We start from the raw sequence: 24935 nt of genomic DNA, 5'->3' as shown, positions 1-24935 counted from the left end.
ACCCTAATAATACAATTCGTCGGTTCTAAGGTTCAAAAATCTTTGGGTTGCAAAAAATGTACTGATCAATGATATAAAGATGCCTAAAATAAATATGGCTCCGTAAAGTATGCCCAGTTGTTCTATATCTTTAAAGAGTTCCAGTTCGGGAAAATTTTGGTCTAAATAATATAACGCACCTGTTAACGCTGCAAGAGCCGTCAATGCGCCAAGCATACCTAATTTTATATTCATCCAAATAAAAGGCCGGCGTATAAATGTCTTTGTAGCACCTACCATTTGCATGGTTTTAATAATAAAGCGCTTGGAGTAGATACTTAAACGAATAGAACTATTGATAAGTAGAATGGCAATAAATGTAAGTACACCGCTAGCAATCAAAATCCAAAAGCTAATACGTTTTACATTTTCGCTCAATAGGCCTACCAACGGTTTGTCATAACTCACTTCCTCTACATACGTCTTTTTGGCCAAGCCGGTAGCTAGAGAGTCTATTTCTTGAGGCGTTACAAAATCTGCGCGCAGCTGAACATCAATGGAGTTTTTAAGTGGATTGTATCCTAAGAAATTCTGAAAATCCTCACCTATTTCTTCACTATGTTGCTTGGCGGCATCTTCTTTTGATACAAAAACAGCACTTTTGGTGTGTTCTTGTTGTAAAAGATTTTTCTGGAGTTGGTCAATTTCAGACTCTTTGGCCTCATCCTTTAAAAAAACAGAAATGGTAATCTGCTCTTTAAAATGATCTGCCATTTTTTTTGTATTGATAACCAAAAGTCCCAAAATACCTAGTAAAAATAGGACCAATGCAATACTCAGTACCACCGAAAAGTACGATGATATTAATTTTTGTTTCTGATACTGTTCAAAAGACTTGCCCATAATCGTGTATGCAACCGTAAATTTAGGAAAGTAAATCGAATAAACTTATTTTTGGCGAACATTGAAAAGAAAGATATCAGTATGCACTACGATTTCAAGGAGATAGAGAAAAATTGGCAGGAATTTTGGGCCAAAAATGAAACGTTCAAAGCCGAAAATAAATCTGATAAGCCAAAATACTATGTTTTGGATATGTTTCCTTACCCCTCGGGTGCCGGATTGCATGTGGGGCATCCGCTTGGTTATATTGCAAGTGATATTTATGCACGCTACAAAAGGCATAAAGGTTTTAATGTATTGCATCCACAAGGCTACGATTCTTTTGGTTTGCCTGCAGAGCAGTATGCCATACAAACAGGTCAGCATCCTGCAGTTACTACCGCCGCAAATATCAAAACATACAGAAGGCAGTTAGACCAACTAGGTTTTTCTTTTGATTGGAGCAGGGAAGTAAGAACTTCTAGTCCCGAATATTACAAATGGACGCAGTGGGTATTTATTCAGATATTCAATTCTTGGTACAACAAGGATACCGATAAGGCGGAAGATGTAGAAAGGTTGATTGCTAAATTTTCTACGGATGGTACTGCTAATGTAAATGCGGTTTGTGATGATGATATAGAATCTTTTTCTGCAGCTGATTGGAAGTCTTTCACTGATGTTAAAAAACAAGAAATATTATTACAATATAGATTAACGTATTTGGCGGATACCGAAGTGAACTGGTGCCCTGCATTAGGTACGGTATTGGCTAATGACGAAATTGTAAACGGAGTATCAGAACGTGGCGGTCACCCGGTTATCCGTAAAAAGATGACCCAGTGGAGCATGCGTATTTCTGCATATGCGCAACGTTTATTAGATGGATTGAATACGGTAGATTGGCCGCAACCATTAAAAGATTCCCAAACGAATTGGATCGGTCGTTCTCAAGGAGCATCTGCTGTTTTTAATATAAACGGCCATGATGAAAAGATAGAAGTTTTTACCACTAGACCCGATACTATTTTTGGTGTAAGTTTTATGACTTTGGCACCAGAACATGAATTGGTGGCTAAAATCACTACTCCAGAACAAAAAGCTGAGGTTGAGGCTTATATTGAAGCTACGGCAAAACGTTCCGAACGGGACCGTATGGCAGATGTCAAAACCATATCCGGTGCTTTTACCGGTGCATATGCAGAGCATCCATTTACAAAAAAACCTATTCCAATTTGGATTGGTGATTATGTGTTGGCGGGTTACGGAACCGGAGCGGTGATGTCCGTGCCATGTGGAGATCAAAGAGATTATGACTTTGCGAAGCACTTTAAAATTGATATTCCTAATATATTTGAAGGCGTAGATATTTCTGAGGAAGCATATTCCGATAAAGACCAAACGATTATTGCTAATTCTGATTTCCTAAACGGATTACCATATAAGAAAGCTATGAAATTAGCGATCTATGAATTGGAGAAATTAGGACAAGGCGAAGGAAAGATTAATTACCGATTACGTGATGCCGTATTCAGTCGTCAACGCTATTGGGGGGAACCTTTCCCGGTGTATTATGTAGAGGGTATGCCTCAAATGATCGCTCCTGAGCATTTACCCATAAAATTACCGGAGGTTGATAAATACTTACCCACCGAGACAGGAGAACCGCCATTAGGTAATGCTGAGGTTTGGGCTTGGGACGTAAATAAGTCGGCAGTGGTCAGTAATGAGTTAATTGATAATAAAACTGTTTTTCCTCTTGAGTTGAATACCATGCCGGGTTGGGCAGGGAGTTCGCAGTATTTTAATCGCTATATGGACCCACATAATGCGGATGAAATTTTCTCAAAAGAAGCGATTGACTATTGGCAAGATGTGGACTTGTACATTGGCGGTAGCGAACATGCAACCGGCCATTTATTATACAGCCGTTTCTGGCAGAAGTTTATGTTCGATAAAGGTTTGGTGCCCAAAGATGAGTTTGCTAAAAAGCTTATCAATCAGGGGATGATTACGGGGACTAGTGCTTTTACATGTAAAATAACTGATTTTATACTTACGGGAAGCGAAACTGAAGCTTCAGATGATTTGATATTGGATTTAGGAGATCAGGAAGAGGCTGTTCTAAAACTTAAAAAATTACAAGAAAACTTTGGAAATACTTTTATTTCTTTTGATTACCTAGAAGAAACATACGAAAAACAATTTAGGAAATTTCCAATTTTTGTACGGGCTAAAGAAATTCCTGTTTTGTCATCTAAACTTCTAACTTTAGATTTAAGTGATGACATTTCATTTGTAATTAATCCTATTCATGTTGATATAGACTTATTATCAAAAATTAAGGAAGGAAGCACGATAAAATATACTGATGAGTTAGAAAGTGAAATGTTTTATAATTGGAGAGCTGAGAATGAAGATTCAATATTGATATTTAATGAGGATTCTAAATTTAAAGTTTATCGCGAGGTCGAAAAAATGTCCAAATCCAAATACAACGTTGTTAATCCAGATGCTATTTGTGAGGAATATGGTGCGGATTCATTGCGTTTGTATGAAATGTTCTTAGGGCCTTTGGAGCAATCCAAGCCTTGGAACACAGCAGGTATTACAGGAGCTCATGGTTTCTTAAAAAAACTATGGCGTTTGTATCATTCAGGTGCAGAAGGAGCTTTTGCAGTTTCAGAAGATGAGCCTTCAAAAGACAGCTACAAGACCTTGCATAAGACTATTAAAAAAGTAGAAGAAGATATAGAGAACTTTAGTTTTAATACATCGGTATCTACTTTTATGATTGCCGTAAACGAATTGGGTTCTCAGAAATGTAATAGCAGAAAGGTGTTAGAGCCGTTGGCTATTTTGGTATCGCCTTATGCGCCTCATATTGCAGAAGAACTTTGGAAGCAATTAGGTCATGAAGGTTCAATTTCTACGGTAGACTTTCCAAAATTTGAGGAGAAGTACTTGGTGGAAAGTAGTAAAGAATATCCGGTTTCCTTCAATGGAAAAATGCGATTTAAACTAGAGCTTCCTTTAGATTTAAGCAAAGACGAAATTGAAGCAGCGGTAATGGCACACGAAAAAACAGAAAAGCAATTACAGGGGCGTACGCCTAAGAAGGTAATTGTAGTGCCCGGTAAAATCATAAATATTGTAGGGTAATTAGTGAATTATTCGGGTAGCGATCACATATACTAAATGGACTATATTGAGATTATTGGAATGTTGGCCGCTATTTTGACCACAGCAGGCTATGTACCTCAGGTATATAAAACATGGAAGGACAAATCCGTAAAAGATATTTCCCTTACTACCTATCTCGTTTTGTTCTTAGGTGTTGTTTTATGGCTCATTTACGGAGTTTTTATAACTAGTTTGCCTGTTATAATGGCCAATTCTATAACCGCCTGTCTCCTTTTCTTTATGCTGGTCTTAAAATTCAAGTACCGGTAGGTCAAAAGACAATTTGGCAGGGGTACTCCCTATAAACAAGCTATTTATAACTTGGCTAGGTTTTTGCTTTTCAAATAATACGGATAATCAAACGTTGTTATTAGGTAGTACCTCAAGCCTCACTAAGCTCAGTCTAGGGGAGCGTGGACGAAGTGGGCTGCCAAAGTGAAACACTTTTGATTATCTTTAAATTCAAATCTTAAAAAAGAATAAAGTTATGATGGGATATTATATATTAATCGGAGCCATTGCTTTAGTAAGCTGGTTGGTAAGTAATAAATTGAAGAGTAAGTTTAAGTATTATTCCAAAGTACATTTGAGCAATGGGATGAGCGGTGCAGAGATTGCCGAAAAAATGTTGGCAGATCACGGTATTCGTGATGTAAAGGTAGTTTCTACTGCCGGTATGCTTACGGATCATTATAATCCAAAGAACAAAACCGTCAACCTAAGTGAAGGTGTTTATAACCAAAGAAATGCATCTGCAGCCGCAGTAGCAGCGCACGAATGTGGCCATGCGGTACAACATGCGCAAGCCTACCAATGGTTAACCTTACGCTCAAAACTAGTTCCTGTAGTGAGTGTTACTTCAGGAATGTCTATGTGGGTTGTTTTTGGTGGACTAATGCTGGGTGCCGCGGCTGGTGTAGGTTTTGGTTACTGGGTGGCAGTAGCCGGTCTGGTAATGATGGGTATGGCTACGTTGTTCAGTTTTGTAACTCTACCGGTAGAATATGATGCTAGTAATCGCGCATTGGCATGGTTAAAGGCAAAACATATAGTAACACCAGAAGAATATAAAGGTTCAGAGGATGCTTTAAAATGGGCTGCGCGAACCTATTTGGTTGCGGCGATCGGTTCATTGGCAACCCTGGTTTACTGGGGTATGCAAGTATTGGGGGGAAGAGATTAATTTTACAGGAACTATATAATTTAAAAAGGCTGTCTAAGTATATCTAGACAGCCTTTTTTGCTTGAGTTAGCATGAAAATTGTTTACTCTTCCGCACCTATTCGTTCGTCGATAAACTTTAGCGCGATACCGTCGCGACCCATGATTTCAAAAAGGTCAAGTATATCTCGCATAGTTTTTTCTTCTTCCAATTGCTCGGTCACGAACCATTGTAAAAAGTTTTCAACTCCAAAATCCTTGTTCTTTTTTGCTTCCGCAACTATATTGTTAATAGATTTAGTCACTTCTATTTCTTGGCTCAAAGCAGTTTCAAAAACTTCTTCTAAGGAGGAGAAGTCATGAGCTATGTTCACTATTTCAGGAGAAAGGGCATTGCCGCCACAATCATTTACGAACTTAAAGATTTTCATCATGTGTTCTCTTTCTTCGGCAGCCTGCTTGTACATAAAATCCGCACTTTGAATATAACCGCGTTGGTCGCACCAAGACGCCATGGCCAAATATGAAGCAGATGCTTTGCCTTCCATTTGTATTTGAGCATTAAGCATATCCATGCTTTCTATTTTAATACTCATTTGTTGTCTTGCTATATCTTTCATTGTCTTTTTCTTTAATTAACGTAAAGTTATTACAAAAGAGTACGTGTAACTAGGTCATTAACCTAATTATAACTGATTTTAGACTGATTAAAAATAATAAAAACTAAGTTCTAGAGGAAATTAAAGGCGTTTGGGCAGCAATATCAAGTAAGAAAAACGCTCCGGTAAGTAACTCTTTAAGATCAAGAATTTCAAGTGTGTTTAAAATAAAAAGATGTTCCTTATTGCAAAGAGAAAGAATTTCAAATCCGTGTGGATTGGCATCATTATTAAAATGTTCTTCAATATTTATGCTCCAAACTTTTTGCCTAAGCGCCAGTAATTGGCAAAATGATAAACGTACTAGCTTCTGGCCAAGGTCTATATAAAAGCATCTTTCCTTATCAGACTGAAAGAATGTGTAATATTGAGATGAATAAATACGTTCCATTAATAACAAAAATAATCCTTATTTAGATTTAATACAAATATTATATCTGAATTTGTCGGTCTATTTGCTGGGCCAAGGAAATAAAGGTCTCTGTTCGGGAAACGCCTTCAATTTGTTGAATGTCCTTATTCAAGACGTGCATTAAGTGCTCGTTATCTCTACATAGTACTTTTATTAGAATAGACCAGTTCCCGGTTGTGTAATGGCATTCCAGCACTTCAGGGATTTTTTCTAACTGTTTTACGGCAACGGGATTACTCATGGCTTTATCTAAATAGATACCAATATAGGCCATGGTATGAAAACCCATTATTTTAGGGTTGATGATAAATTTAGAACCGGCCAATAGCCCCGAAGACTCTAGTTTTCTTAATCGCTGGTGTATAGCTGCACCAGATATGCCAATATTTCTGGCTATTTCAAGTATAGGCTTTCTGGCATCTTCCATCAGGTACCTAAGAATTTTCTTGTCAATACCGTCAATTTTAACCTTATCGTTACCTAGTTTCATGTGCTTAGTTTCAAATTGATGGTAAAAATAGCCTTTATAGTTTTAATTGTATAGCAGCTAGTAATGGCTTTCAAGATAGAATAAGAACGATTATTAATCTCCATTGGATACAGAATTAGGGTTGTACCCTAAATAAGGAACATCATATTCTTTAAAATCTATGTCGTAAGATTTAAGTTCGGACAATATGGGTTCGTATACCTCTTTTTTAATTGGAATCTGTACCCCAGGTGTGGTTATCTTTTTATTGAGAATGGCCAGGGTAGCTATGGCAACCGGAAGACCCACGGTTTTTGCCATGGCGGTATACGTTCTATTTTCGCCTGTAACTACCATATTGGCATCGATCTGAAGCTTTTTTCCATTTAATTCATACCCAAATTTGTGGTACATAACAATCATGTCCTTATCAGAATCTGCCAAGGTCCAGCTATCTTCAAGAATATGCTGCAGTATCTGTGCGGGAGTAGCATCCACTAGTGGAATGGTTTTATTATAATCAAAGAGGTTCAGTTCCATTACCTTCTCCCACATTCTATCGTCCTGATCAATTTTTAGGTAATGTCTTAGTTTTAGTTCAACGGAATCTGTTGGGGAATAGGGTAGAAAAAGATTTGTGAATTCACGATAAGACATATTTTTGGAATTCTCGATAGTATAACTATCATCTGTCATACCTAATTGTACGAACATGTTCCAGGCTTTTGAAAATCCGGTTCTTCGCATTGTGCCGCGGTATAGCGTAAGAACATCTTCCAGGCCATATGCCTCTCTATAGTTTAATGAATCACGGTTGGCATACCCTTCAAAACGACCATAGCCTTCTATATCAAAAAACTCCGTACGGCGGAATAGTTTGTGGTAGGGTACGTATTTATATGTGCCTTCCTGAATGAATTTGGCGGCACCACCTTGTCCGGCCAGTACCACGTTTCTTGGGTTCCAGGTAAATTTGTAATTCCATAGATTGTTATCGCTCTCGGGCGCTACCAATCCACCACAAAAAGACTCGAATAAAAGTATGTTACCACCTTTATCCCTGATTCTATCAATAATCTGCATGGCACTCATGTGGTCTATACCAGGGTCTAGACCAACCTCATTCATAAATACAAGTCCCTTTTTCTTTACGGCCTGGTCTAAATTCCTCAATTCATCGCTTACATAGGAGGCTGTAACTAAATGCTTGCTCAGAGCTATACAGTCTACCGCAACTTTACTATGTAAAAACGCGGGAAGCATGGAAACTACAATATCACTTTTCGCGATTGCTTTCTGTCTATCGGCTTCATTTTGAATGTCCAGTTTAATTACCGTGCAATTCTTATGATTACTGATATCTTGCGAAATGGTATCAGGTCTTAAGTCGCCAATTGTAAGATGCAATTGCTCTTTATCCGATTTCTCAAGAAAATAATCCAAAAGGTAAGAGGTAGATTTTCCAGCTCCAATAACAAGTATATTTCGCGGCATTTAGTTTTGTACTTTTAATAGTTGTAACGAGTGACTAAGGTAGTGATTGTTATATTTATAAAAAAATAGACAGTATAAGTTATGAACAAAACAATATTTCTTACAGGAATAGTATTAGGAGCAACTGCTGTTATTTTAGGGGCTTTTGGTGCTCACGGACTGAAAAAGGTTATAGATGCAGATGCCATCCAAACATTTGAGACAGGAGTAAAATACCAAATGTATCATGCCTTGCTTTTATTGGTGTTAGGTAGTATGAAACAATTGCCCGAAGCTAGTAAAAAGTTAGTTTACTATTTCCTATTGATTGGTATTTGCTGTTTTTCATTTTCTATTTATTTATTGGCAACAAACAGTTTATTTGCTTTTGACTTTAGGGTCATAGGTATGGTAACCCCACTTGGTGGAACCCTGCTTATTATTGGCTGGGGAATATTCGGCTATCGAGTTTATAAACATTTTGGCTAATAAATTCTCATTTATAACTGTATAAAGTTATTATTTTGATAATTTTGGTGTCTTAAATAAACTCTCAACTAACAATTCTTTAAAAAATGGAAAAATCTATTTCTTTAAAATCGTACGGTATCACGCACGAGAATCTGCATTATCAGTTATCGCCTTCCGAATTAGAAACCATTACTCTAGAGAAGAAGATGGGTAAAAAGGCATCTTCTGGCGCTTTGGCCGTTAACACAGGTGAATTTACGGGGAGGTCTCCTAAAGACCGGTTTATCGTTAAAGACGCCATTACCGACGAAAAGGTGTGGTGGGGCGATATAAATCTTCCGTTTGAACCTGCTAAATTTGATGCCCTTTATAAGAAGGTTATTGCATATCTAAACGAAAAAGAATTATTTGTTCGTGACTGTTATGCCTGTGCGGACCACAATTACCGAATGGATATTAGGGTTATTAACGAATATCCTTGGTCTAATCAGTTTGCGTATAACATGTTCATCCGTCCTACGGAGGAAGAGCTAAAGAACTTTGATCCCGAGTGGACGGTCATAAACGCTCCTGGTTTTATGGCAAATGCCGAGGTAGACGGTACAAGACAGCATAATTTTGCTATTTTGAACTTTACTAGAAAAATTGCATTAATAGGAGGGACAGGATACACAGGTGAAATCAAAAAAGGAATTTTTTCTGCCTTAAATTTTATTCTTCCGGTAGAGAAGAATACAATGCCAATGCATTGTTCTGCAAATGTAGGAAAGAATGGGGACACGGCTATATTTTTTGGTCTTTCCGGAACAGGGAAAACTACATTGTCTACAGATGCTTCACGTAAACTTATAGGCGATGATGAGCATGGTTGGAACAATGAAAATGCGGTATTTAATTTTGAGGGGGGCTGTTATGCCAAGGTTATAAACCTCTCTCAAGAAAACGAGCCTGAAATCTTTGGTGCCATCAAGAAAGGTGCAATTTTAGAGAATGTTGTTATGGACGAAGCCGGAAATGTAGATTTTTCCGATACTTCTATTACGCAAAATACAAGGGTAAGTTACCCTATATACCATATTGAAAATGTAAAGCGACCTTCCATAGGGAAGAACCCAAAAAATATATTCTTTTTAACAGCGGATGCTTTTGGGGTGCTTCCTCCCATATCTAAATTAACACCAAGCCAAGCAGCTTACCACTTTATATCTGGTTATACAGCTAAGGTAGCAGGTACGGAAGCGGGGGTTGTAGAGCCCATTCCTTCTTTTTCCGCTTGCTTTGGCGCACCATTTATGCCGTTACATCCTGCTAAATATGCAGAAATGTTAAGTAAAAAAATGCAAGATGCAGGGGTAAACGTTTGGTTGGTAAATACTGGTTGGACCGGAGGTCCTTACGGAGTGGGAACCCGAATGAAACTTAAGTATACACGAGCTATGATCAATGCGGTCCTTAATGGCGACCTAGGGTTATACAATTATGATGATTACCATATTCATTCCGTTTTTGGAGTGGCGCAACCTAGGGAATGTCCTGGTGTACCAACAAAAGTATTGAGCCCAAGAGCTACATGGAACGATGATCAGGCCTATTATACCACTGCCTTTAAATTAACGAATGCCTTTAGGGAGAATTTCAAAAAATTTGAAGCTTACGCTAGTGAGGAGATTCGCCGTGGTGGTCCACAACGTTATGCCTTCTAATTTCTAAAGAATATAATTCCAATAAAAAACCCTTTGTTCAAAATCATGAACAAAGGGTTTTTTATTATTCTTAAAATATTAATCTTACTTCTTGTTTGCTGAATTTATGTATTTCTGGAGTGCCATGGTCATAGATGGGGTTTCAGGAGTAGGCGCCTTAATATCTATACGTAGACCAGCATCTGTGGCGGCATTGATAGTAGAATTTCCAAATACAGCAATTCTAGTATCATTTTGCTCAAAATCAGGGAAGTTCTGTAATAAGGATTCAATGCCTGATGGGCTAAAGAACACCAAGATATCATAATAAACATCTCTTAAGTCAGATAAATCACTGATTACTGTTTTGTAAAAAACAGCTCGTTTCCATTCAATGTCTAATCCGTCCAAAATTTCAGGTATCACTGGTTTCAATGCATCCGAGGAAGGCAATAGGAATTTCTCTCCTTTATATTTTTTGAATAAAGGAACTAATTCTATGAAATTACGTTTACCAACATAAATCTTACGTTTACGGTAAACTACATATTTCTGTAGGTAGTAAGCTACTGCTTCTGACTGGCAGAAGTATTTCATTGAATCGGGCACCTTGAAACGCATTTCTTCAGCTATTCTAAAAAAATGGTCAACCGCATTTCTGCTGGTAAGAATGATTGCGGTATAGTTGTTTAAGTCTATCTTTTGTTGGCGCACATCCTTTGCATCAACGCCTTCCACATGTATAAAGGGTCTGAAGTCAACTTTAACTTTTTCCTTATCTATCAGTTTCGAATACGGTGAGTTCTCCATCTTCGGTTCTGGTTGAGAGACCAAAATCGTCTTTACTTTCATATAAACCTATTGTTTAAGATAACTGCCAATGATTACAAACGGGGAAATTTCGAGAGCGCAAAGGTACAAAATAAAATAGAAAAAGTAGGAGGTGATAAATTTTTGGTGATTCCTTAACACTGTTACCCATCCAATTACATTTATAAGTAATATTAATAGGATGGCAATATATACGACAATCTCCGAGCCCTGGGCCACGTAAGACAGTACAACATTGGCAAGAAACATGATGATACCGCTATAATTTAAATACGATAATTTTTTAAAAATAAGCTCGCTAATGGTCTTAGCTGATCCAAAAATGAAGCCGTTGCCCATCTGTAAGAGTATTTTTACGACAATAAAACCTAAAATACAAGCTAAAATTATAGGATACATGAACGGATAAGCATCATTAGTGTCTCCTCTCAAAATTTCCCTGGCCAAGAAAACGAACAGCGAAAAATTAATGACCTGAAAAATGGTGAAAAACATATGAAACCAGTTCATCAACTTTTCTTTTTTGTTGTACATAAAGATGTACTTATTGTTGAACGGTAGGATAATAAAATTCAAAAACCGACTATAGAACAAGCTCTTGGCAAGTACCAAGAAAACTATACTGCCAATGAGTATAATGGTAATCCAATCGGCTGTGCCGGCAGTTCGTAGTATGGGCTCCATTACTTTATTTTTGCATTTTTTCCGTTAATTCCGTAGTTCATTCCATTTTCCATTACACCTATTCTAACGTATTTAGGATCTTTTAATTCTACAGGTTTAGGAAATTTAAAAGTATAAGTAAGTGTGTCCTTAGCGCCAATGCTGGTAATAGTAGGGTTCTTTAAGATTGGTTTAATAGGTAATTTGTCTCTCACAATTTTAAAATCGGTCATATAGGCCACATTAAATTTTAGCTTATTCAGATCAATTGGAAAATCATAAGGATTGTATAATTGAAAGATTTGCTCTTGGCCCACTTTAAAATCAACAGGTTCTTCCATTAGGGTCTTTAATTTTCTAAAGGACTCAAAATTATCTATGTATCTGCCGTACATATTACCACCATCACTTTTGGTAAAGGTCTCGTCCGCATCTGAAGCACGACCTGATAAATACAGTATTCTTTGATGCTGTACTTTAGATTCGGAGTCATCAATAGAATATTGATTAAGTCTATAGCTTTCATTATTCAAGGAATACGTGTTATTACCGGAATAAAAAGCGAACATAGGTGCCCTTCTATATGAGTTTTCAAAAACTAAAGGCATATCGCCAACCCTATCTTTTACGTCTTTTGCAAGTTCTATATTTCCGTGAGTTTCATAATAAATAGGAGACATAGGCTCGTACACCAAACCAATTCTTAGATAAAGAATAATGGCAATATTTACCAGTCCCATTCTATAAATCCACTTTTTTACAATTTCGTTTTCCATCATAAATCTGAAAACGATAACGATAAGGGGAATGGAGATAACAATAATCCACTGTGTCTGTATTCTTCGGTTAAAACTTGATATAAAGAAGAAAATTAAAACACCGTACACTAAAAATAAAAGCGCTCTGGTAAATTTATCGTTGGCTTTTGTTTTGAAAAGAGCCCAATATACCCAAGGAAATGTCAAACCGAACAAGGCTACAAGATTCACAAAATAACCAAGCGTATACTTTTTAAAGTCATAAGGGTCGTTAGGGCGGTCAAATAGATGGTAGTTTATAGTAACAAACTCATTTTGGGAAAGCCATATAAAATGAGGTATATAACAAAGTAGAGCAACAAAAACGGAAAGCCATGCGTATTTGTTGAAAACCAATTTCAGGTTAGATAATAGGATAAAAATGATTACCAGCGCAGCATGGTACTTGCTATACATAAGCCCAGCCATGGTAATACCCATAATTAGCCCCCAGAACAAAGTGGGCTTCTCTATAAACCGCTTGTATACATAGAGTAAAAGAGAGGTAAAGAAGAGAAGGGGTGTGTCCGGAAGTGTAAAAAATCCATAAGCGTTCAACAGCGTCATAGAGTAAGCAAGTACAAAAAAGTGTACTACATAATCTTTCTTTTTAGGGTTATCTATAGTTTTCCAAAGAATAAAAAGTGTGGCTGTAGAGAGTATGCAACTCATAAAGCGAATTCCTAATTCACCGTCAAAAAAGAAGCTGCTAATTTTAATGAGCAAAGCCACCATAGGAGGGTGGTCAAAATATCCCCAAGACATATTTTCTGCAAAATGCCAGTAGTATGCTTCATCAAAAATAAGAGGAGTGAAATAGGATTGAAGTAGGTTTATCAAAAAACCAATACCTAGTAAGATAATAAAAATTCGGGGCAGTTTGGACTTCATTATTTAGTCAGTATCTCAAATTGTGGCTGGGCCTATTATATTTACAACGTTCAAAATTACGAATTCTGATAGATAGCTAAACTTTAAAAATTTCACAATTCGATAGTTGTCATTTTCCGGTGACCTTTAAAATGCTATTTTTGTCAAAATTCAAGCAACTACGTGTCAGACAGTCTAGTTATTATCCCCACTTATAATGAGATAGAGAATATTGAAGCTATAATAAGAGCTGTCTTTGCTCTTCCAAAGGATTTTCATGTTTTAATAGTTGATGATAATTCTCCTGATGGTACTTCTGCAAAAGTAATGGAGTTACAACAAGAATTTCCTGAACGTTTGTTTTTGGAAGTGCGGCAAGAGAAATCTGGTTTAGGTACGGCGTACATTCATGGTTTTAAATGGGCGATTGCAAAAAAGTATGGTTATATTTTTGAGATGGATGCTGATTTTTCCCATAACCCACAGGACCTTATAAGGTTATATAGGGCATGTGCCAATGGTGCGGATGTAGCGGTGGGCTCACGTTATAAAAAGGGAGTGAATGTGGTAGATTGGCCTCTTTACAGGGTGTTGCTCTCTTACGGAGCGTCCTTTTATGTAAAGATTATTACAGGTATGAGAGTGCATGATCCAACCGCTGGTTTTGTGGCCTATAAACGTCATGTCTTAGAAAATATTAACTTAGATTCTGTTCGTTTTGTTGGGTATGCGTTTCAGATAGAAATGAAATTTAGGGCCTATCTTAAGAATTATAAGATTGAAGAAGTTTCCATTATTTTTCGGGACAGAGTAAGAGGTAAATCAAAAATGACATCATCTATCATTAAAGAGGCCATTTTTGGTGTTTTTATGATGAAAATGCGAAGTATGTTCTATAAATCTAGATTTTAGTATGGGGAAAGTATTGATAAAAAATGCCAAAATCGTAAACGAAAATTCAATTTTTGAAAGCGATGTTCTACTTCAAGATGACTTAATCGTGAAAATTGCCGTTAATATTTCTGATGATACGGCCAAAGTAATAGATATAGAAGGAAAATATCTTTTACCGGGAGTTATTGATGATCAGGTACATTTTAGAGAGCCAGGTCTTACCCATAAAGGAGATATTGCCTCGGAAAGTAGAGCTGCAGTGGCTGGGGGTATTACTACTTATATGGAACAGCCAAATACAACACCACAGACAACAACTGTTGAGAAATTAGAAGAAAAGTTCCAAATGGGAGCTAAATCCAGTTTTGCCAATTACTCTTTTCTGTTTGGTGGCACCAATGATAATTTGGAAGAATTAAAACGATTGGACAGAAACGCCTGCTCTGGAGTAAAACTGTTTTTAGGGTCTTCTACTGGTAATATGTTGGTTGATGATGAAGTTGTTATTGAAAAGATTTTTAGAAATACAGAAATGGTAATCTCTGCCCATTGTGAGGATGAGGGTACCATCAAAAGAAACCTTGCGGAGTATAAAGAGAAATACGGAGATGATATTCCAGTAAAATATCACCCTAAAATAAGAAGTGAGGAAGCTTGTTACCTTTCTTCTTCAAAAGCTATTGCACTGGCAAAGAAAACGGGAGCACGTCTTCATGTCTTTCATCTATCCACAGGTAAGGAAACGGAATTGTTCAGGAATGATATTCCTTTGGAGCAGAAGAAAATTACGGCTGAGGTATGTGTACATCACTTATGGTTCTCCGAAACCGATTATGATACGAAAGGCACTTTGATAAAATGGAATCCTGCCGTAAAAACTGCAGGAGACAGAGATCAATTGTGGAAAGCTTTATTAGATGATCGCTTAGATATAATTGCAACAGATCATGCGCCACATCTATTAAGTGAAAAAGACAATGTTTATACCAAAGCTCCTTCTGGTGGTCCGCTAGTGCAGCATGCGTTAACGGCATTGCTGGACAAGGTTCATGAAAATGTAATCTCTGTTGAAAAGGTGGTTCAGAAGATGTGTCACAATCCTGCCATACTTTTTCAAATTGAAAAGCGAGGGTATATTAGAGAAGGTTATTATGCGGATTTAGTGGTTGTTGATATGAATGCTCCTTATCAGGTTACTAAAGAAAATATTGCTTATAAATGTAAATGGTCTCCTTTTGAGGGCACTACTTTCAAATCTTCGGTAACCCATACCTTTGTAAATGGTCATTTGGCCTATGAAAACGGAAACTTCTCTGCTGAGAAAAATGCAAAGCGATTAACATTCAACAGATAGTATGAGGGTTTTAGTCATAGTGTTGGTGATTTTTGGATTTGCTTCTTGCAATGAACAACTTTTGGAAAAACCAGAAAATCTTATTCCAAAAGAGAAAATGGTTGATATTCTTCAAGATTTGGCTATTGTAAACGCAGCAAAAACTACCAATATCCAAGTGCTTCGGGATAATGATATAGAGCCTATGGAATATATTTTCAACAAATATAACATAGACAGTCTGCAGTTGGTAGAAAGTGATAGGTATTATGCCTCTCTGCCTGTAGAGTATGAGAAAATATACAAGGAGGTAGAGGCTAATCTTGAGCGTGAGGGAAAAGCGTTAGAGGAGCAGAAAAAAATTAATGATAGCCTACGGGTTGCCAAGGAGAAACTAAAAAGACAGGAAGCAAAGGCAAAAAAAGCTACGGATACTCTTCCGTAAATTTTTTGCAGCAAAAGATAATGGTATCATCCAGTGCTTCGAATTCAAAATTTAAATCGGTTTTAATCTTTTGGTTATCGTAAATTTCTCGATGTTTAAGGGATTGTATGGAGTTTTTGGTAATTCTCCTGCCGTTTTTAAGAAATAGGTTTTTTAGGTAATCAAACCATCTGCCTATTTCAAGTTGCCAAAATTTTAATTGCACGCTGGGAGGCTTAATTCCCAACTGGGTAGTGATTTTCGTAAGAATCTCTCGGAAGGTTAGATTCTCCGATACCGCAATATAACGTTCGTTTATTATCTCCGAATCCATTAAGGAAATCATCATTTTGACTACGTCGTAAACGGTAATAAAACCTGTTCCGCCAGGCGGATAAAACCGATATCCTTTTTTAGCTACCGAGAATAAATCACCACTACCACTGTACCAGAATCCTGGTCCTACAATTACACCCGGGTTCACCATTACTACGGGTAAACCTTCTTGGGAACCGCGCCAAACTTCCATTTCTGCAGCCTGCTTGGTCAATCCGTATACATTGGCTTCGCGAGGTGTCCAGGCATTTTCTTCATTCGCCATGGCATCACCTAGACTTCTGCCAATAGCTCCTATAGTGCTGGTGTAGCAAAGTTTCTTTATTCCGTTAGTGATACAGAGGTTTACAATATTGGCGGTTCCTTCCGTGTTTATTTTTTGGAGCGTATCAAAATCCTGTGGGTCGAAAGAAATAAGTGCTGCAGTGTGGTAGACGTGGGTAATCTGGTCAAAAGCAATCTCTAAGGCCGGTATGTCAATAATATCAGCTTCTACCCATTCTATTTTGTTGAAAAGTTGGGCGTCATCTGTATAATAGCCAAAAATCTTGGCCACACGTTTAAGATCACTGTCTTTTCTGTGAATTGCCCTTACGGAATAACCGTTCTGCACCAATTTGAATAAAAGATGTGAGCCAACTAACCCCGTTCCTCCTGTAACCAAGACCATCTGCCAAAGTTAGCAAATAGCACGGAATAAATTCCTTTAATAATCAAGGGTCAGGCCATGATTTACTTTTATATTTGTAGCAAATTTTCAGAATAGACGGACATGACTTCAAACTTTGTAGAAGAATTAAAATGGAGAGGCATGTTGCATGACGCAATGCCGGGAACCGAAGAACACCTAATGAACGAAATGCAATCTGCCTACGTAGGTATTGACCCTACCGCGGACTCATTGCATATTGGCCACTTAGTAGGTGTTATGATGCTGCGTCACTTTCAATTGGCCGGCCATAAACCGTATGCGCTTATAGGCGGTGCTACAGGTATGATCGGTGATCCTTCTGGTAAATCTGCAGAGCGTAATTTACTGGATGAGCCTACACTGCGTCATAACCAAGAAGCATTGAAAGAACAATTGTCACGTTTCTTGGATTTTGATGGAAATGCTGATAATGCTGCCATCTTGGTCAATAATTATGACTGGATGAAGGATTTTTCGTTTTTGGACTTTATAAGAGATGTGGGTAAGCATATCACCGTTAATTATATGATGGCCAAGGATTCGGTCAAAAAGCGACTTTCGGCAGAATCCAAAGAAGGGATGTCCTTTACTGAATTCACCTACCAAATGGTGCAGGGGTATGATTTCTTGTACTTATACCAGAACCATAATTGTACGCTACAAATGGGTGGTAGTGACCAGTGGGGGAATATAACCACCGGAACGGAACTCATTAGAAGAATAGGAGGAGGAAAAGGCTTTGCTTTAACTTGCCCTTTAATTACAAAAGCAGATGGAACCAAGTTCGGTAAGACCGAAGGAGGAAATATCTGGTTGGATTCTGAGCGTACATCACCTTACAAGTTTTACCAATACTGGTTGAACACATCGGATGAGGATGCTGAAAAATACATTAAGATATTTACTTTCCTTTCAAAACAAGAAATAGATGGCTTAATAAAAGAGCATCAAGAGGCGCCACATATGCGTGCGTTACAGAAGCGCCTGGCTGAAGAAATTACTGTTATGGTGCATTCTCAGGAAGATTTGGAGAATGCTCAGAAAGCTAGTAACATTCTTTTTGGGAAATCAACTTCAGAGGATTTAAAAGGTCTGAACGAAAAGACCTTTTTAGATATTTTTGATGGTGTCCCACAAGCCGAAATTTCTAAATCGGAACTTACTCCAGGATTGGATATGATCGGTGCTTTGGCAGATAAAACAGGATTTTTGGCTTCTAATAGTGAAGCAAGGAGAGAATTGAAACAAAACTCTATTTCAGTAAATAAGGAAAAGGTAAAAGCTGATTACTTTATCACTGAAAACGATGTAATCAACGGCAAGTTTGTGCTGCTACAGCGAGGTAAGAAAAATTACTTTGTACTAGTGGTAAGTTAGTCGATTTAGTAATTTTTTCACCATTCTAAAAAAACATAGACTAAATGGGGTTTGGTAAGCGTTATGTACCCATAATGCTTTTTAAACCCCGTTTTAGTATGCGTAAATTTCTAATTTTAATTACTGCGATTTCTGTTTTTGCTTCTTGTGATAAATTGGATGAGCTTACCAAGTTCAATATAGATTATACAACTCAAGTTACTATACCGTCCTCAACAGGAATTGATCTTCCTTTTGATATGTTTACCCCAGATGTGGAAACCTATTCGGAATCGGAGTTTGAGGTAAATGATACGCGTAAAGATTTAATCGAGGAAATTAAGCTGACTGAGTTGGAATTAAAGATTACAACGCCGGACGATAGCGACTTTAGTTTCCTTGAATCTTTAAAGGTTTATATTTCTGCAGACGGTCTTGATGAAATTATGATTGCTTCCAAAGAGGAAGTTGACGATACCGTAGGCGATGTCTTGGATGTAGATGTAATTGATATTGACCTTAAGGATTACATCAAAAAAGATAAATTCAATCTTAGATTGGAAACCGTTACGGACGAGTTGATCAGCACTGATCATGAAATAGATGTAAATACAACCTTCTTCGTAGATGCTAAAATTTTAGGTCTTTAAAGGACCATAAGATTACAGCCCCTAACATCAGAATTGTCAAAACGGCCTAGCACTTCAAACGTACTGTTATCATAAGTTTTGCCTAAATCTTGTGTAGCAATAAATGCACAAGAATCAATATTCGCTAAATCTATGACGTTTATGCCCCCCGTTTTTTTGTGGTCTTGATATGTCAACGGGTCTTCCGTATCACGAATCAATATTTTCATCCAAGGTGGAGTTTCAAAAATACCGTTACCTTTAGAATACCCTTGCGATAGAAGCTCTGTCATGCCGTATTCCGAGTGTATGACAGGTACTCCAAATCCAGTTTTTAGAATATCATGTAATTCATCGCGAATTAGTTCTTTTCTCCGCCCTTTCATACCGCCAGTTTCCATAATGATTGTATTTTTAAGCTGAATAGGATGGTTTTCAACCATATCCAAAAGAGCGAAAGAGACCCCAATAAGTAGTATCTTTTGGCCACTGGCATCAAGTTCTAGTAACTTCTGATGGAGACTTTCTATATTATTGAGGTAGAAGCCGCTATCCTCGTGTTTGCTTTCTTTTATCATATCATCTACCATATAGATAAGTGATGAACCTTCCCGTTCTAGGTAGGATGGTAATAGGGCAAGAACGCAATAATCCTGTACTTTTCCGTAGAAAATCTCAAAAGCTTTTCGGAAACTATGTTCATAAAGAGAAATCCGATTCACAAAATGTTTGCTTGTCTCGCTTCCTGTGGTACCACTGCTTGTAAAGATGGCTTCAGGTTTTTTTTCGCCGGAAATTATATCTTTTGACTTAAAAAACGAGATAGGTAGAAAAGGTATTTCGGAAACTTGGGTTACGTTTTCGTCAGACTTTTTTAGGTAGGAGCAGAATTGATGATATGTAGGATTATTGTGATATTGATGTTTGAACACATTTAAGGCCTGAACATCAAATTCATGCTGAGAATTAATTTTAAAAATTTTACTACCGTTCATAAAAGAGTTCCTTTGGCAAAAATAGTGATATCCTTAACCGTATAAAATAAACAACATGGGTAAAAGTGGATAATTCTGGTCCAGATGAAAAGGGCTATTTTGAGAACACAAGCCAAATGTTAATTCTTTTAACTATTTGAGAATAATATGTTAATGTTTTCCAAATACCCAGTAGCCTTGGGTTAAAGATTTTGTAACCGGTTTTATACCTGTACCTTTACCGAAATAGCTATAAAATAGCATTTTGCTGTTTTTTAAAATGATATTATGAGTCAAGTTAAAGAGAACGATAAAGTAAAAGTACATTACACAGGAAAATTGGCTACAGGAGAAGTTTTTGATAGCTCTGTAGAAAGAGGAGAGCCTATTGAATTTACAATGGGGCAAGGGCAATTGATACCTGGTTTTGAAAAAGGTCTTATTGATATGAAAATCAATGAGAAAAAGACCGTTAATATTCCAAAAGAAGAAGCTTACGGAGAGCCTAAAACAGAATTGATACAGGAGGTTCCAAAAAGTCAATTACCACAGGATATTGAGCCTAAAGTAGGAATGGGGCTTGTTTCTCAAACACAGAGCGGACAAGAAATCAACTTGTTGGTTACCGATGTTAAAGAAGAAACTATAGTAGTAGATGGTAATCACCCTTTAGCAGGTAAAGATCTTATTTTTGATTTAGAAGTAGTTGAAATACTATAGTTTACAGTCTCTTATTACGTGGTAATTCAACAACTATTGATAAGAGTAACATATTTAATACTTGTTTTAATTAAATTGAAAAAAGCTCTCGAACGGGAGCTTTTTTTTATGGAGTTATTTTACGACAAGCTTGCGGTTACTGGTTTTTTTGTTTTCGGTTACCTGTAAAACATATACTCCCGGCACTAGTCTGGAGATATTAAGATTGCTTTTGGAGATTTGTTGAGTTAGTACAATTTTACCAAAGACATCATAGACTTTGACCTGTTTTAGTTGATTATCTCTCGTAATAACGTTCACTACATCGGTAAAAGCAGGATTAGGGTACAGTTTAAAACCAGGAATTTCTTCTTTGGGTTGATTTTCATATTTAAATGATTCCTGGGCGGACAGCCCAATGGTAAATACCATTAAAAGCATGAAGTAGGTAGCACGCATATCTATTGATTTGGGGTCAATAGCTTAAAGGTAACCAACGAGGGCTTTGGTCATTACAAAATGTTGTGAAAGTGGCCTAGGTGTTTGTGAACAGAGCATTGATTTCCGTTCATCGCTGTTTTTTTACCATTCATCGACAGGTGTTGGAATGAAAACTAGGAAGATAAATTTTTAAGAAGTTGAAAATAAGTGCCTTCCAGCAAGTACTGGGAGAAGTTGAAAAGTATTGCCCTATTTGATAATTAATTTTCGGGTAGCCACTTTATTGTTTTGGTATACACGCAGTACATAGACACCTGCGTCAATATTGGAAAGGTAAAGTTCGTCTTCATTGATCTTACTCTCAAATACCTGAGTTCCCAAAACATCATAAATTAAAATTTTCTTTGGGCCATTTTCGGAAGTACTAATATATACCTTACCGTTAGTAACGGGATTTGGGTAAAGTTTAAAACCTTTAATGTCTCCATTTCCTTGGGAATTTTGCCCATAGGAAAAGGAAATACATAGAAAAGTAAGAATTAAGTAAAAGTGCTTCATATAATTATGTGAGCAAATAATATACCACGAATATACGAAATCTTTATTTTGATCGTTGAGGCAAGTTGTGAAATGTAGGAAAATGTGTGTATCAAGTAAGATTTAAGTTGTGAAACGATGAAAATCGGATAGTTCATATTCCGTTTTTCAATCTTCCTATTCTTAATCATGTTGATTTTTGTCTTTTACAATAACCCGGCATAGAATATTATTCATATTCAAAATTGGTCGTATTGAAAATAGAGTAAGAAGATTTCAGTTATGGAATCTTCACAGCAAAGCCGATAAATTTGATTAATTTGAGCCATGTTTTATAGTAGGGCTCTTTTTGGTTAATCTAACAATTCCTAATGCTTTTGAAAAAGTTGGTTTTCTTAATTATCGGTTGTCTAATTGTTGCCTGTACTTCTAGAAATGAATCAACAAGAACTCCTGGATTAGTTTCTGATAGTACCACTCTTGAATACAAAATTTCAAAAAACAGAAAATTACCAATAGAGCAGCGAAAAGAGGCCATAAATAAATCGTATCAAGATTTAAAAAATCATGTAGATGATTCGCTTTATGAATACGTCCTGGACCAAAAAAGCCTGCTACATTTTACTGCTGGGGAGTATGATAGCTTGGTATATTATAGTAACCTTCTTTTAAATCACAATTCAAAAAATGAAAATGCATCGCTTTTAGCAGAACACTATTATTTGTTAGGCTATTATTTTGCTGAAATAAAGCATGATTTTTATAAGGGAGTTGAAAGTTATTCACTTTCAAAAGAATATTATACCAAGTTGAACGATAGCAGTCAAATTGGTGAAAACCTCTTGAACATTGGTGTCATCCAAAAAAATAACAATGACTTTTTCGGCAGTAAAGAAACGCTAACGGATGCCTTGCGGTATTTGAAACAACCGGATAAAAGGGCCAATTGTTATAATACCTTGGCTACTAACCACAGGAAACTTTTAAATTTTTCAGATGCCGTAAATTATTACCAAAAGGCAATAGATATAACGGATTCCGATAAAAGCCGTTTGATTTACAAAAACAATTTAGCCGCTAGTTATATTGATGATAATGAGTTGGGTAAAGCTATTGAACTTTTGAGCAGAATAAAGAAAGATTCCGTTATCAAGACTACTTCAAAAGAGCTTGCTAGAGTTCAAGATAATTTGGCCTATGCAAAATGGCTATCAGGAGAATCAATTAGTTCCAATGCTTTTGAGAAACCATTAAAAATAAGGATTAAGGCGAAGGATGAAAGAGGTCAAATGGCGAGTTATAGCCACTTAGGGGAGTTTTATAGTAAGGAGGATCCTAGAAAAGCAAAAGCCTATTTTGATTCTGTAATTCAACTTTCAAATGCTTTAAAAATACCACGGGCAGAAAAGGATGCATTACGTCAACTAATGAAGCTGGTACCTAATGATATTAAAGTAAAAGACCGCTATGTTTTGTTGCAGGATAGTTTATATGATCAAGAACTAAAAGTAAAGACCCAATTTGCTAAATATAGATATGATGATACGCTTAAGCAAGAATCTATCCTTCGCTTGGAAAAGAAAAATGCGGAAAATCAATTAGAAGTTGCCGAACAGCGCAATCAGAAATTAATATCATACTCAGGTTTGGCATTTGTTCTGGTACTATCTGTTTGTGGCGTATTCTTTTTTATACAAAGGGCAAGGCGTTTAAAACAGCAGAGTAGAACGGCAAAAATAGAAGCCACCTATGAGACCGAGGCGGAATTTTCAAGAAAACTGCATGATGATTTTGCAGGAAAACTAAACCACGCCATGGTATTGCTTCAGAATGGTTCGGATACTACGGAAGTTTTAAATGTTGTTGACAGTTTATATAGTCAGAGTAGGGATTTTTCAAGGAAAATCAATGATGTTGATACCGGCTCAAGATTTAAAGAGGTGCTTTTTGGCATGTTAAGCAGCTATGGTAAAAACACCCAATTATTAGTTACTGGAAGTAAGGAGGTAGATTGGAACATCTTATCGGATTTAACTAAGAAAACCCTATATAAAGTATTGCAAGAGCTAATGATAAATATGCAAAAGCATAGTGGGGCTTCGATAGTTTCTTTAGATTTTGAACAGACCAAGACCAGGTTAAAAATACTGTATGCGGATAACGGCAATGGTGCTGCAAAAAGTAGCCTAAATAATAAAAATGGACTATGGAATACAGAAAAGCGTATTCTAGCCATTAACGGAAGTCTTACTTTTGATTCTGAGAAGGGCGAAGGTTTTAGAGCTCAAGTAAAAATTCCGAATTAAATAGTGCCGGCTATGTTCAAAAAAATACTGATAGCAGAAGATTTTCAAGATACCAACAAGGGTATTGTCAATACCATTGAAGACAGGCTTGAAATAGAAGAAATACAAGAAGAATTGTATTGTGATAATGCCTATAATAGATTTAAAACAGCATTTGCTAATGATGATGGTTATGAATTAGTAATTACAGATTTGTCGTTTAAGGAAGGACCTGTTGCTCGTAGGTTGACTTCTGGCCAATCTCTTATTGAGGCTGTAAGAGGCATAGATCCTAATGTAAAAATCATTGTAAATTCAATGATAGATAATCCAGCAGAGATTAACCCGCTTTTCACTACTCAGAAAATCAACGGTTTTGTTTGCAAAGGTCGTAATGGACTTAGTGAACTGATGACTGCTATTCAAGAAGTGTATCAGAACAGAACGTATGTCTCTCCGCAGATCAATTTAAATACCGCTAACACTATTTTTGAATTGGATAAATACGACCTTATGATTTTGCAAGACCTAGCCGAGGGCTTTACCAAAAAAGAAATTTCCGAGAAAATGAAAAATCAGAATATTTCTCCAAATAGTGAAAGTACTATAGATAAAAAAGTAAGTAGATTATTTGATGCCTTCGGGGCTAAAAATACGCACCACCTTATTGCTAAGTTGATTAAGCAAGGCAGAATTTAAAAAAATATACTTCTCATTTATTCTGAGTCAATAAATGCCAATACCTTACAGATATCCGTAAGGTATTGGCATTTTATGATGGTATGTTTGTCCAAACCTTTTGAT

At 36.7% G+C, this 24935-nt stretch carries 25 protein-coding genes; 13 read left to right on the top strand and 12 right to left on the bottom strand.

The genetic code is table 11. The annotated features are described in order from the left end of the window. Positions 1-3 precede the first annotated feature (3 nt). The gene (locus KO521_RS14240; RefSeq protein WP_215940552.1) at positions 4-882 is read right to left on the bottom strand and encodes a cell division protein FtsX; all 879 of its coding nucleotides are present in this window, start codon (positions 880-882) and stop codon (positions 4-6) included. Positions 883-963: 81 nt separating this feature from the next. Between KO521_RS14240 and KO521_RS14235 the strand changes: the two genes are divergently transcribed. From KO521_RS14235 to KO521_RS14225, 3 genes are all read left to right on the top strand, one after another. After that, positions 964-4023, top strand: coding sequence for a leucine--tRNA ligase (locus KO521_RS14235; protein WP_215940719.1), 3060 nt, complete (start codon positions 964-966; stop codon positions 4021-4023). Between the two features lie 36 nt (positions 4024-4059). Next, entirely contained in the window at positions 4060-4314 is a 255-nt protein-coding gene (locus tag KO521_RS14230) for a SemiSWEET family sugar transporter (protein ID WP_215940551.1), read from the top strand. A gap of 217 nt (positions 4315-4531) precedes the next feature. Then, on the top strand, positions 4532-5227 hold the full coding sequence (locus tag KO521_RS14225) for a zinc metallopeptidase (protein WP_215940550.1): 696 nt from the start codon (positions 4532-4534) through the stop codon (positions 5225-5227). A gap of 82 nt (positions 5228-5309) precedes the next feature. Here KO521_RS14225 and KO521_RS14220 read toward each other — a convergent pair whose 3' ends face one another. From KO521_RS14220 to KO521_RS14205, 4 genes are all read right to left on the bottom strand, one after another. After that, on the bottom strand, positions 5310-5825 hold the full coding sequence (locus tag KO521_RS14220) for a ferritin (RefSeq protein ID WP_215940549.1): 516 nt from the start codon (positions 5823-5825) through the stop codon (positions 5310-5312). 103 nt (positions 5826-5928) lie between these two features. Continuing rightward, the gene (locus tag KO521_RS14215) at positions 5929-6255 is read right to left on the bottom strand and encodes a hypothetical protein (protein WP_215940548.1); all 327 of its coding nucleotides are present in this window, start codon (positions 6253-6255) and stop codon (positions 5929-5931) included. 40 nt (positions 6256-6295) lie between these two features. Continuing rightward, positions 6296-6766 (bottom strand): Lrp/AsnC ligand binding domain-containing protein, encoded by a 471-nt coding sequence (locus tag KO521_RS14210; RefSeq protein ID WP_215940547.1) that lies wholly within the window; start codon positions 6764-6766, stop codon positions 6296-6298. Positions 6767-6859: 93 nt separating this feature from the next. Next, positions 6860-8239, bottom strand: coding sequence for a saccharopine dehydrogenase family protein (locus KO521_RS14205; RefSeq protein WP_215940546.1), 1380 nt, complete (start codon positions 8237-8239; stop codon positions 6860-6862). Positions 8240-8320: 81 nt separating this feature from the next. On the opposite strand from KO521_RS14205, the gene KO521_RS14200 reads away from it, so the two are divergent. Together KO521_RS14200 and pckA are read left to right on the top strand one after the other, a co-directional pair. After that, the gene (locus tag KO521_RS14200) at positions 8321-8707 is read left to right on the top strand and encodes a DUF423 domain-containing protein (protein ID WP_215940545.1); all 387 of its coding nucleotides are present in this window, start codon (positions 8321-8323) and stop codon (positions 8705-8707) included. A gap of 86 nt (positions 8708-8793) precedes the next feature. Then, positions 8794-10392: a phosphoenolpyruvate carboxykinase (ATP) gene (pckA, locus tag KO521_RS14195; protein ID WP_215940544.1), complete on the top strand. Its 1599-nt coding sequence runs from the start codon at positions 8794-8796 to the stop codon at positions 10390-10392. A gap of 84 nt (positions 10393-10476) precedes the next feature. On the opposite strand, the gene KO521_RS14190 is transcribed toward pckA, so the two are convergent. The 3 genes from KO521_RS14190 to KO521_RS14180 are packed head-to-tail and all read right to left on the bottom strand — an operon-like array spanning position 10477 to position 13553. Further along, complete coding sequence (locus KO521_RS14190; protein ID WP_215940543.1) at positions 10477-11223, bottom strand: uroporphyrinogen-III synthase; 747 nt, start codon at positions 11221-11223, stop codon at positions 10477-10479. Between the two features lie 6 nt (positions 11224-11229). After that, positions 11230-11886 carry a DUF4271 domain-containing protein gene (locus KO521_RS14185; RefSeq protein WP_215940542.1) on the bottom strand — a complete coding sequence of 219 codons (657 nt, stop codon included), beginning with the start codon at positions 11884-11886 and terminating at the stop codon, positions 11230-11232. Continuing rightward, positions 11886-13553: an ArnT family glycosyltransferase gene (locus KO521_RS14180; protein ID WP_215940541.1), complete on the bottom strand. Its 1668-nt coding sequence runs from the start codon at positions 13551-13553 to the stop codon at positions 11886-11888. The genes KO521_RS14185 and KO521_RS14180 overlap by 1 nt, the downstream gene beginning before the upstream one ends. 162 nt (positions 13554-13715) lie before the next feature. Between KO521_RS14180 and KO521_RS14175 the strand changes: the two genes are divergently transcribed. The 3 genes from KO521_RS14175 to KO521_RS14165 are packed head-to-tail and all read left to right on the top strand — an operon-like array spanning position 13716 to position 16204. After that, positions 13716-14444: a polyprenol monophosphomannose synthase gene (locus KO521_RS14175; RefSeq protein WP_215940540.1), complete on the top strand. Its 729-nt coding sequence runs from the start codon at positions 13716-13718 to the stop codon at positions 14442-14444. A 1-nt stretch (position 14445) separates the two neighbouring features. Beyond that, positions 14446-15780, top strand: coding sequence for a dihydroorotase (locus KO521_RS14170; RefSeq protein ID WP_215940539.1), 1335 nt, complete (start codon positions 14446-14448; stop codon positions 15778-15780). A gap of 1 nt (position 15781) precedes the next feature. Then, complete coding sequence (locus KO521_RS14165) at positions 15782-16204, top strand: DUF4296 domain-containing protein (protein ID WP_215940538.1); 423 nt, start codon at positions 15782-15784, stop codon at positions 16202-16204. Here the strand turns inward: KO521_RS14165 and KO521_RS14160 are convergent. Beyond that, positions 16185-17189, bottom strand: a complete 1005-nt coding sequence (locus KO521_RS14160) for an NAD-dependent epimerase/dehydratase family protein (protein WP_215940537.1) — start codon at positions 17187-17189, stop codon at positions 16185-16187. The genes KO521_RS14165 and KO521_RS14160 overlap by 20 nt on opposite strands. 102 nt (positions 17190-17291) lie before the next feature. Between KO521_RS14160 and tyrS the strand changes: the two genes are divergently transcribed. After that, entirely contained in the window at positions 17292-18587 is a 1296-nt protein-coding gene (tyrS, locus tag KO521_RS14155; RefSeq protein ID WP_215940536.1) for a tyrosine--tRNA ligase, read from the top strand. A 98-nt stretch (positions 18588-18685) separates the two neighbouring features. Next, positions 18686-19216, top strand: coding sequence for a hypothetical protein (locus KO521_RS14150; RefSeq protein WP_215940535.1), 531 nt, complete (start codon positions 18686-18688; stop codon positions 19214-19216). Here KO521_RS14150 and KO521_RS14145 read toward each other — a convergent pair. Then, positions 19213-20190: an acyl transferase gene (locus tag KO521_RS14145; RefSeq protein ID WP_215940534.1), complete on the bottom strand. Its 978-nt coding sequence runs from the start codon at positions 20188-20190 to the stop codon at positions 19213-19215. The genes KO521_RS14150 and KO521_RS14145 overlap by 4 nt on opposite strands. A gap of 267 nt (positions 20191-20457) precedes the next feature. Here KO521_RS14145 and KO521_RS14140 point away from each other — a divergent pair, with 267 nt between their 5' ends. Then, positions 20458-20889, top strand: coding sequence for an FKBP-type peptidyl-prolyl cis-trans isomerase (locus KO521_RS14140; RefSeq protein WP_215940533.1), 432 nt, complete (start codon positions 20458-20460; stop codon positions 20887-20889). A gap of 114 nt (positions 20890-21003) precedes the next feature. Here the strand turns inward: KO521_RS14140 and KO521_RS14135 are convergent, their stop codons facing one another. Continuing rightward, positions 21004-21327 carry a T9SS type A sorting domain-containing protein gene (locus tag KO521_RS14135; RefSeq protein ID WP_215940532.1) on the bottom strand — a complete coding sequence of 108 codons (324 nt, stop codon included), beginning with the start codon at positions 21325-21327 and terminating at the stop codon, positions 21004-21006. Between the two features lie 231 nt (positions 21328-21558). Continuing rightward, complete coding sequence (locus tag KO521_RS14130) at positions 21559-21867, bottom strand: T9SS type A sorting domain-containing protein (RefSeq protein ID WP_215940531.1); 309 nt, start codon at positions 21865-21867, stop codon at positions 21559-21561. A 350-nt stretch (positions 21868-22217) separates the two neighbouring features. Here KO521_RS14130 and KO521_RS14125 point away from each other — a divergent pair, with 350 nt between their 5' ends. After that, positions 22218-24152 carry a tetratricopeptide repeat-containing sensor histidine kinase gene (locus KO521_RS14125; RefSeq protein ID WP_215940530.1) on the top strand — a complete coding sequence of 645 codons (1935 nt, stop codon included), beginning with the start codon at positions 22218-22220 and terminating at the stop codon, positions 24150-24152. Positions 24153-24164: 12 nt separating this feature from the next. Then, entirely contained in the window at positions 24165-24830 is a 666-nt protein-coding gene (locus KO521_RS14120; protein ID WP_215940529.1) for a DNA-binding response regulator, read from the top strand. The last annotated feature ends 105 nt before the right edge of the window (positions 24831-24935 follow it).

Origin of the sequence: Zobellia uliginosa (genome assembly GCF_018860745.1) — a bacterium.
Taxonomy (GTDB): Bacteria; Bacteroidota; Bacteroidia; order Flavobacteriales; family Flavobacteriaceae; genus Zobellia; species Zobellia uliginosa_B.
The sequence above is the reverse complement of the archived record's forward strand: the minus strand, read 5'-3'. Positions and strand labels throughout refer to the sequence as shown.

What these genes read in the sequence shown, in the direction of transcription:
- KO521_RS14240 (WP_215940552.1), bottom strand. Translation starts at nt 882, where the DNA reads ATGGGCAAGTCTTTTGAACAGTATCAGAAACAAAAATTAATATCATCG.
- KO521_RS14235 (WP_215940719.1), top strand. Translation starts at nt 964, where the DNA reads ATGCACTACGATTTCAAGGAGATAGAGAAAAATTGGCAGGAATTTTGG.
- KO521_RS14230 (WP_215940551.1), top strand. Translation starts at nt 4,060, where the DNA reads ATGGACTATATTGAGATTATTGGAATGTTGGCCGCTATTTTGACCACA.
- KO521_RS14225 (WP_215940550.1), top strand. Translation starts at nt 4,532, where the DNA reads ATGATGGGATATTATATATTAATCGGAGCCATTGCTTTAGTAAGCTGG.
- KO521_RS14220 (WP_215940549.1), bottom strand. Translation starts at nt 5,825, where the DNA reads ATGAAAGATATAGCAAGACAACAAATGAGTATTAAAATAGAAAGCATG.
- KO521_RS14215 (WP_215940548.1), bottom strand. Translation starts at nt 6,255, where the DNA reads ATGGAACGTATTTATTCATCTCAATATTACACATTCTTTCAGTCTGAT.
- KO521_RS14210 (WP_215940547.1), bottom strand. Translation starts at nt 6,766, where the DNA reads ATGAAACTAGGTAACGATAAGGTTAAAATTGACGGTATTGACAAGAAA.
- KO521_RS14205 (WP_215940546.1), bottom strand. Translation starts at nt 8,239, where the DNA reads ATGCCGCGAAATATACTTGTTATTGGAGCTGGAAAATCTACCTCTTAC.
- KO521_RS14200 (WP_215940545.1), top strand. Translation starts at nt 8,321, where the DNA reads ATGAACAAAACAATATTTCTTACAGGAATAGTATTAGGAGCAACTGCT.
- pckA (WP_215940544.1), top strand. Translation starts at nt 8,794, where the DNA reads ATGGAAAAATCTATTTCTTTAAAATCGTACGGTATCACGCACGAGAAT.
- KO521_RS14190 (WP_215940543.1), bottom strand. Translation starts at nt 11,223, where the DNA reads ATGAAAGTAAAGACGATTTTGGTCTCTCAACCAGAACCGAAGATGGAG.
- KO521_RS14185 (WP_215940542.1), bottom strand. Translation starts at nt 11,886, where the DNA reads ATGGAGCCCATACTACGAACTGCCGGCACAGCCGATTGGATTACCATT.
- KO521_RS14180 (WP_215940541.1), bottom strand. Translation starts at nt 13,553, where the DNA reads ATGAAGTCCAAACTGCCCCGAATTTTTATTATCTTACTAGGTATTGGT.
- KO521_RS14170 (WP_215940539.1), top strand. Translation starts at nt 14,446, where the DNA reads ATGGGGAAAGTATTGATAAAAAATGCCAAAATCGTAAACGAAAATTCA.
- KO521_RS14165 (WP_215940538.1), top strand. Translation starts at nt 15,782, where the DNA reads ATGAGGGTTTTAGTCATAGTGTTGGTGATTTTTGGATTTGCTTCTTGC.
- KO521_RS14160 (WP_215940537.1), bottom strand. Translation starts at nt 17,189, where the DNA reads ATGGTCTTGGTTACAGGAGGAACGGGGTTAGTTGGCTCACATCTTTTA.
- tyrS (WP_215940536.1), top strand. Translation starts at nt 17,292, where the DNA reads ATGACTTCAAACTTTGTAGAAGAATTAAAATGGAGAGGCATGTTGCAT.
- KO521_RS14150 (WP_215940535.1), top strand. Translation starts at nt 18,686, where the DNA reads ATGCGTAAATTTCTAATTTTAATTACTGCGATTTCTGTTTTTGCTTCT.
- KO521_RS14145 (WP_215940534.1), bottom strand. Translation starts at nt 20,190, where the DNA reads ATGAACGGTAGTAAAATTTTTAAAATTAATTCTCAGCATGAATTTGAT.
- KO521_RS14140 (WP_215940533.1), top strand. Translation starts at nt 20,458, where the DNA reads ATGAGTCAAGTTAAAGAGAACGATAAAGTAAAAGTACATTACACAGGA.
- KO521_RS14135 (WP_215940532.1), bottom strand. Translation starts at nt 21,327, where the DNA reads ATGCGTGCTACCTACTTCATGCTTTTAATGGTATTTACCATTGGGCTG.
- KO521_RS14130 (WP_215940531.1), bottom strand. Translation starts at nt 21,867, where the DNA reads ATGAAGCACTTTTACTTAATTCTTACTTTTCTATGTATTTCCTTTTCC.
- KO521_RS14125 (WP_215940530.1), top strand. Translation starts at nt 22,218, where the DNA reads ATGCTTTTGAAAAAGTTGGTTTTCTTAATTATCGGTTGTCTAATTGTT.
- KO521_RS14120 (WP_215940529.1), top strand. Translation starts at nt 24,165, where the DNA reads ATGTTCAAAAAAATACTGATAGCAGAAGATTTTCAAGATACCAACAAG.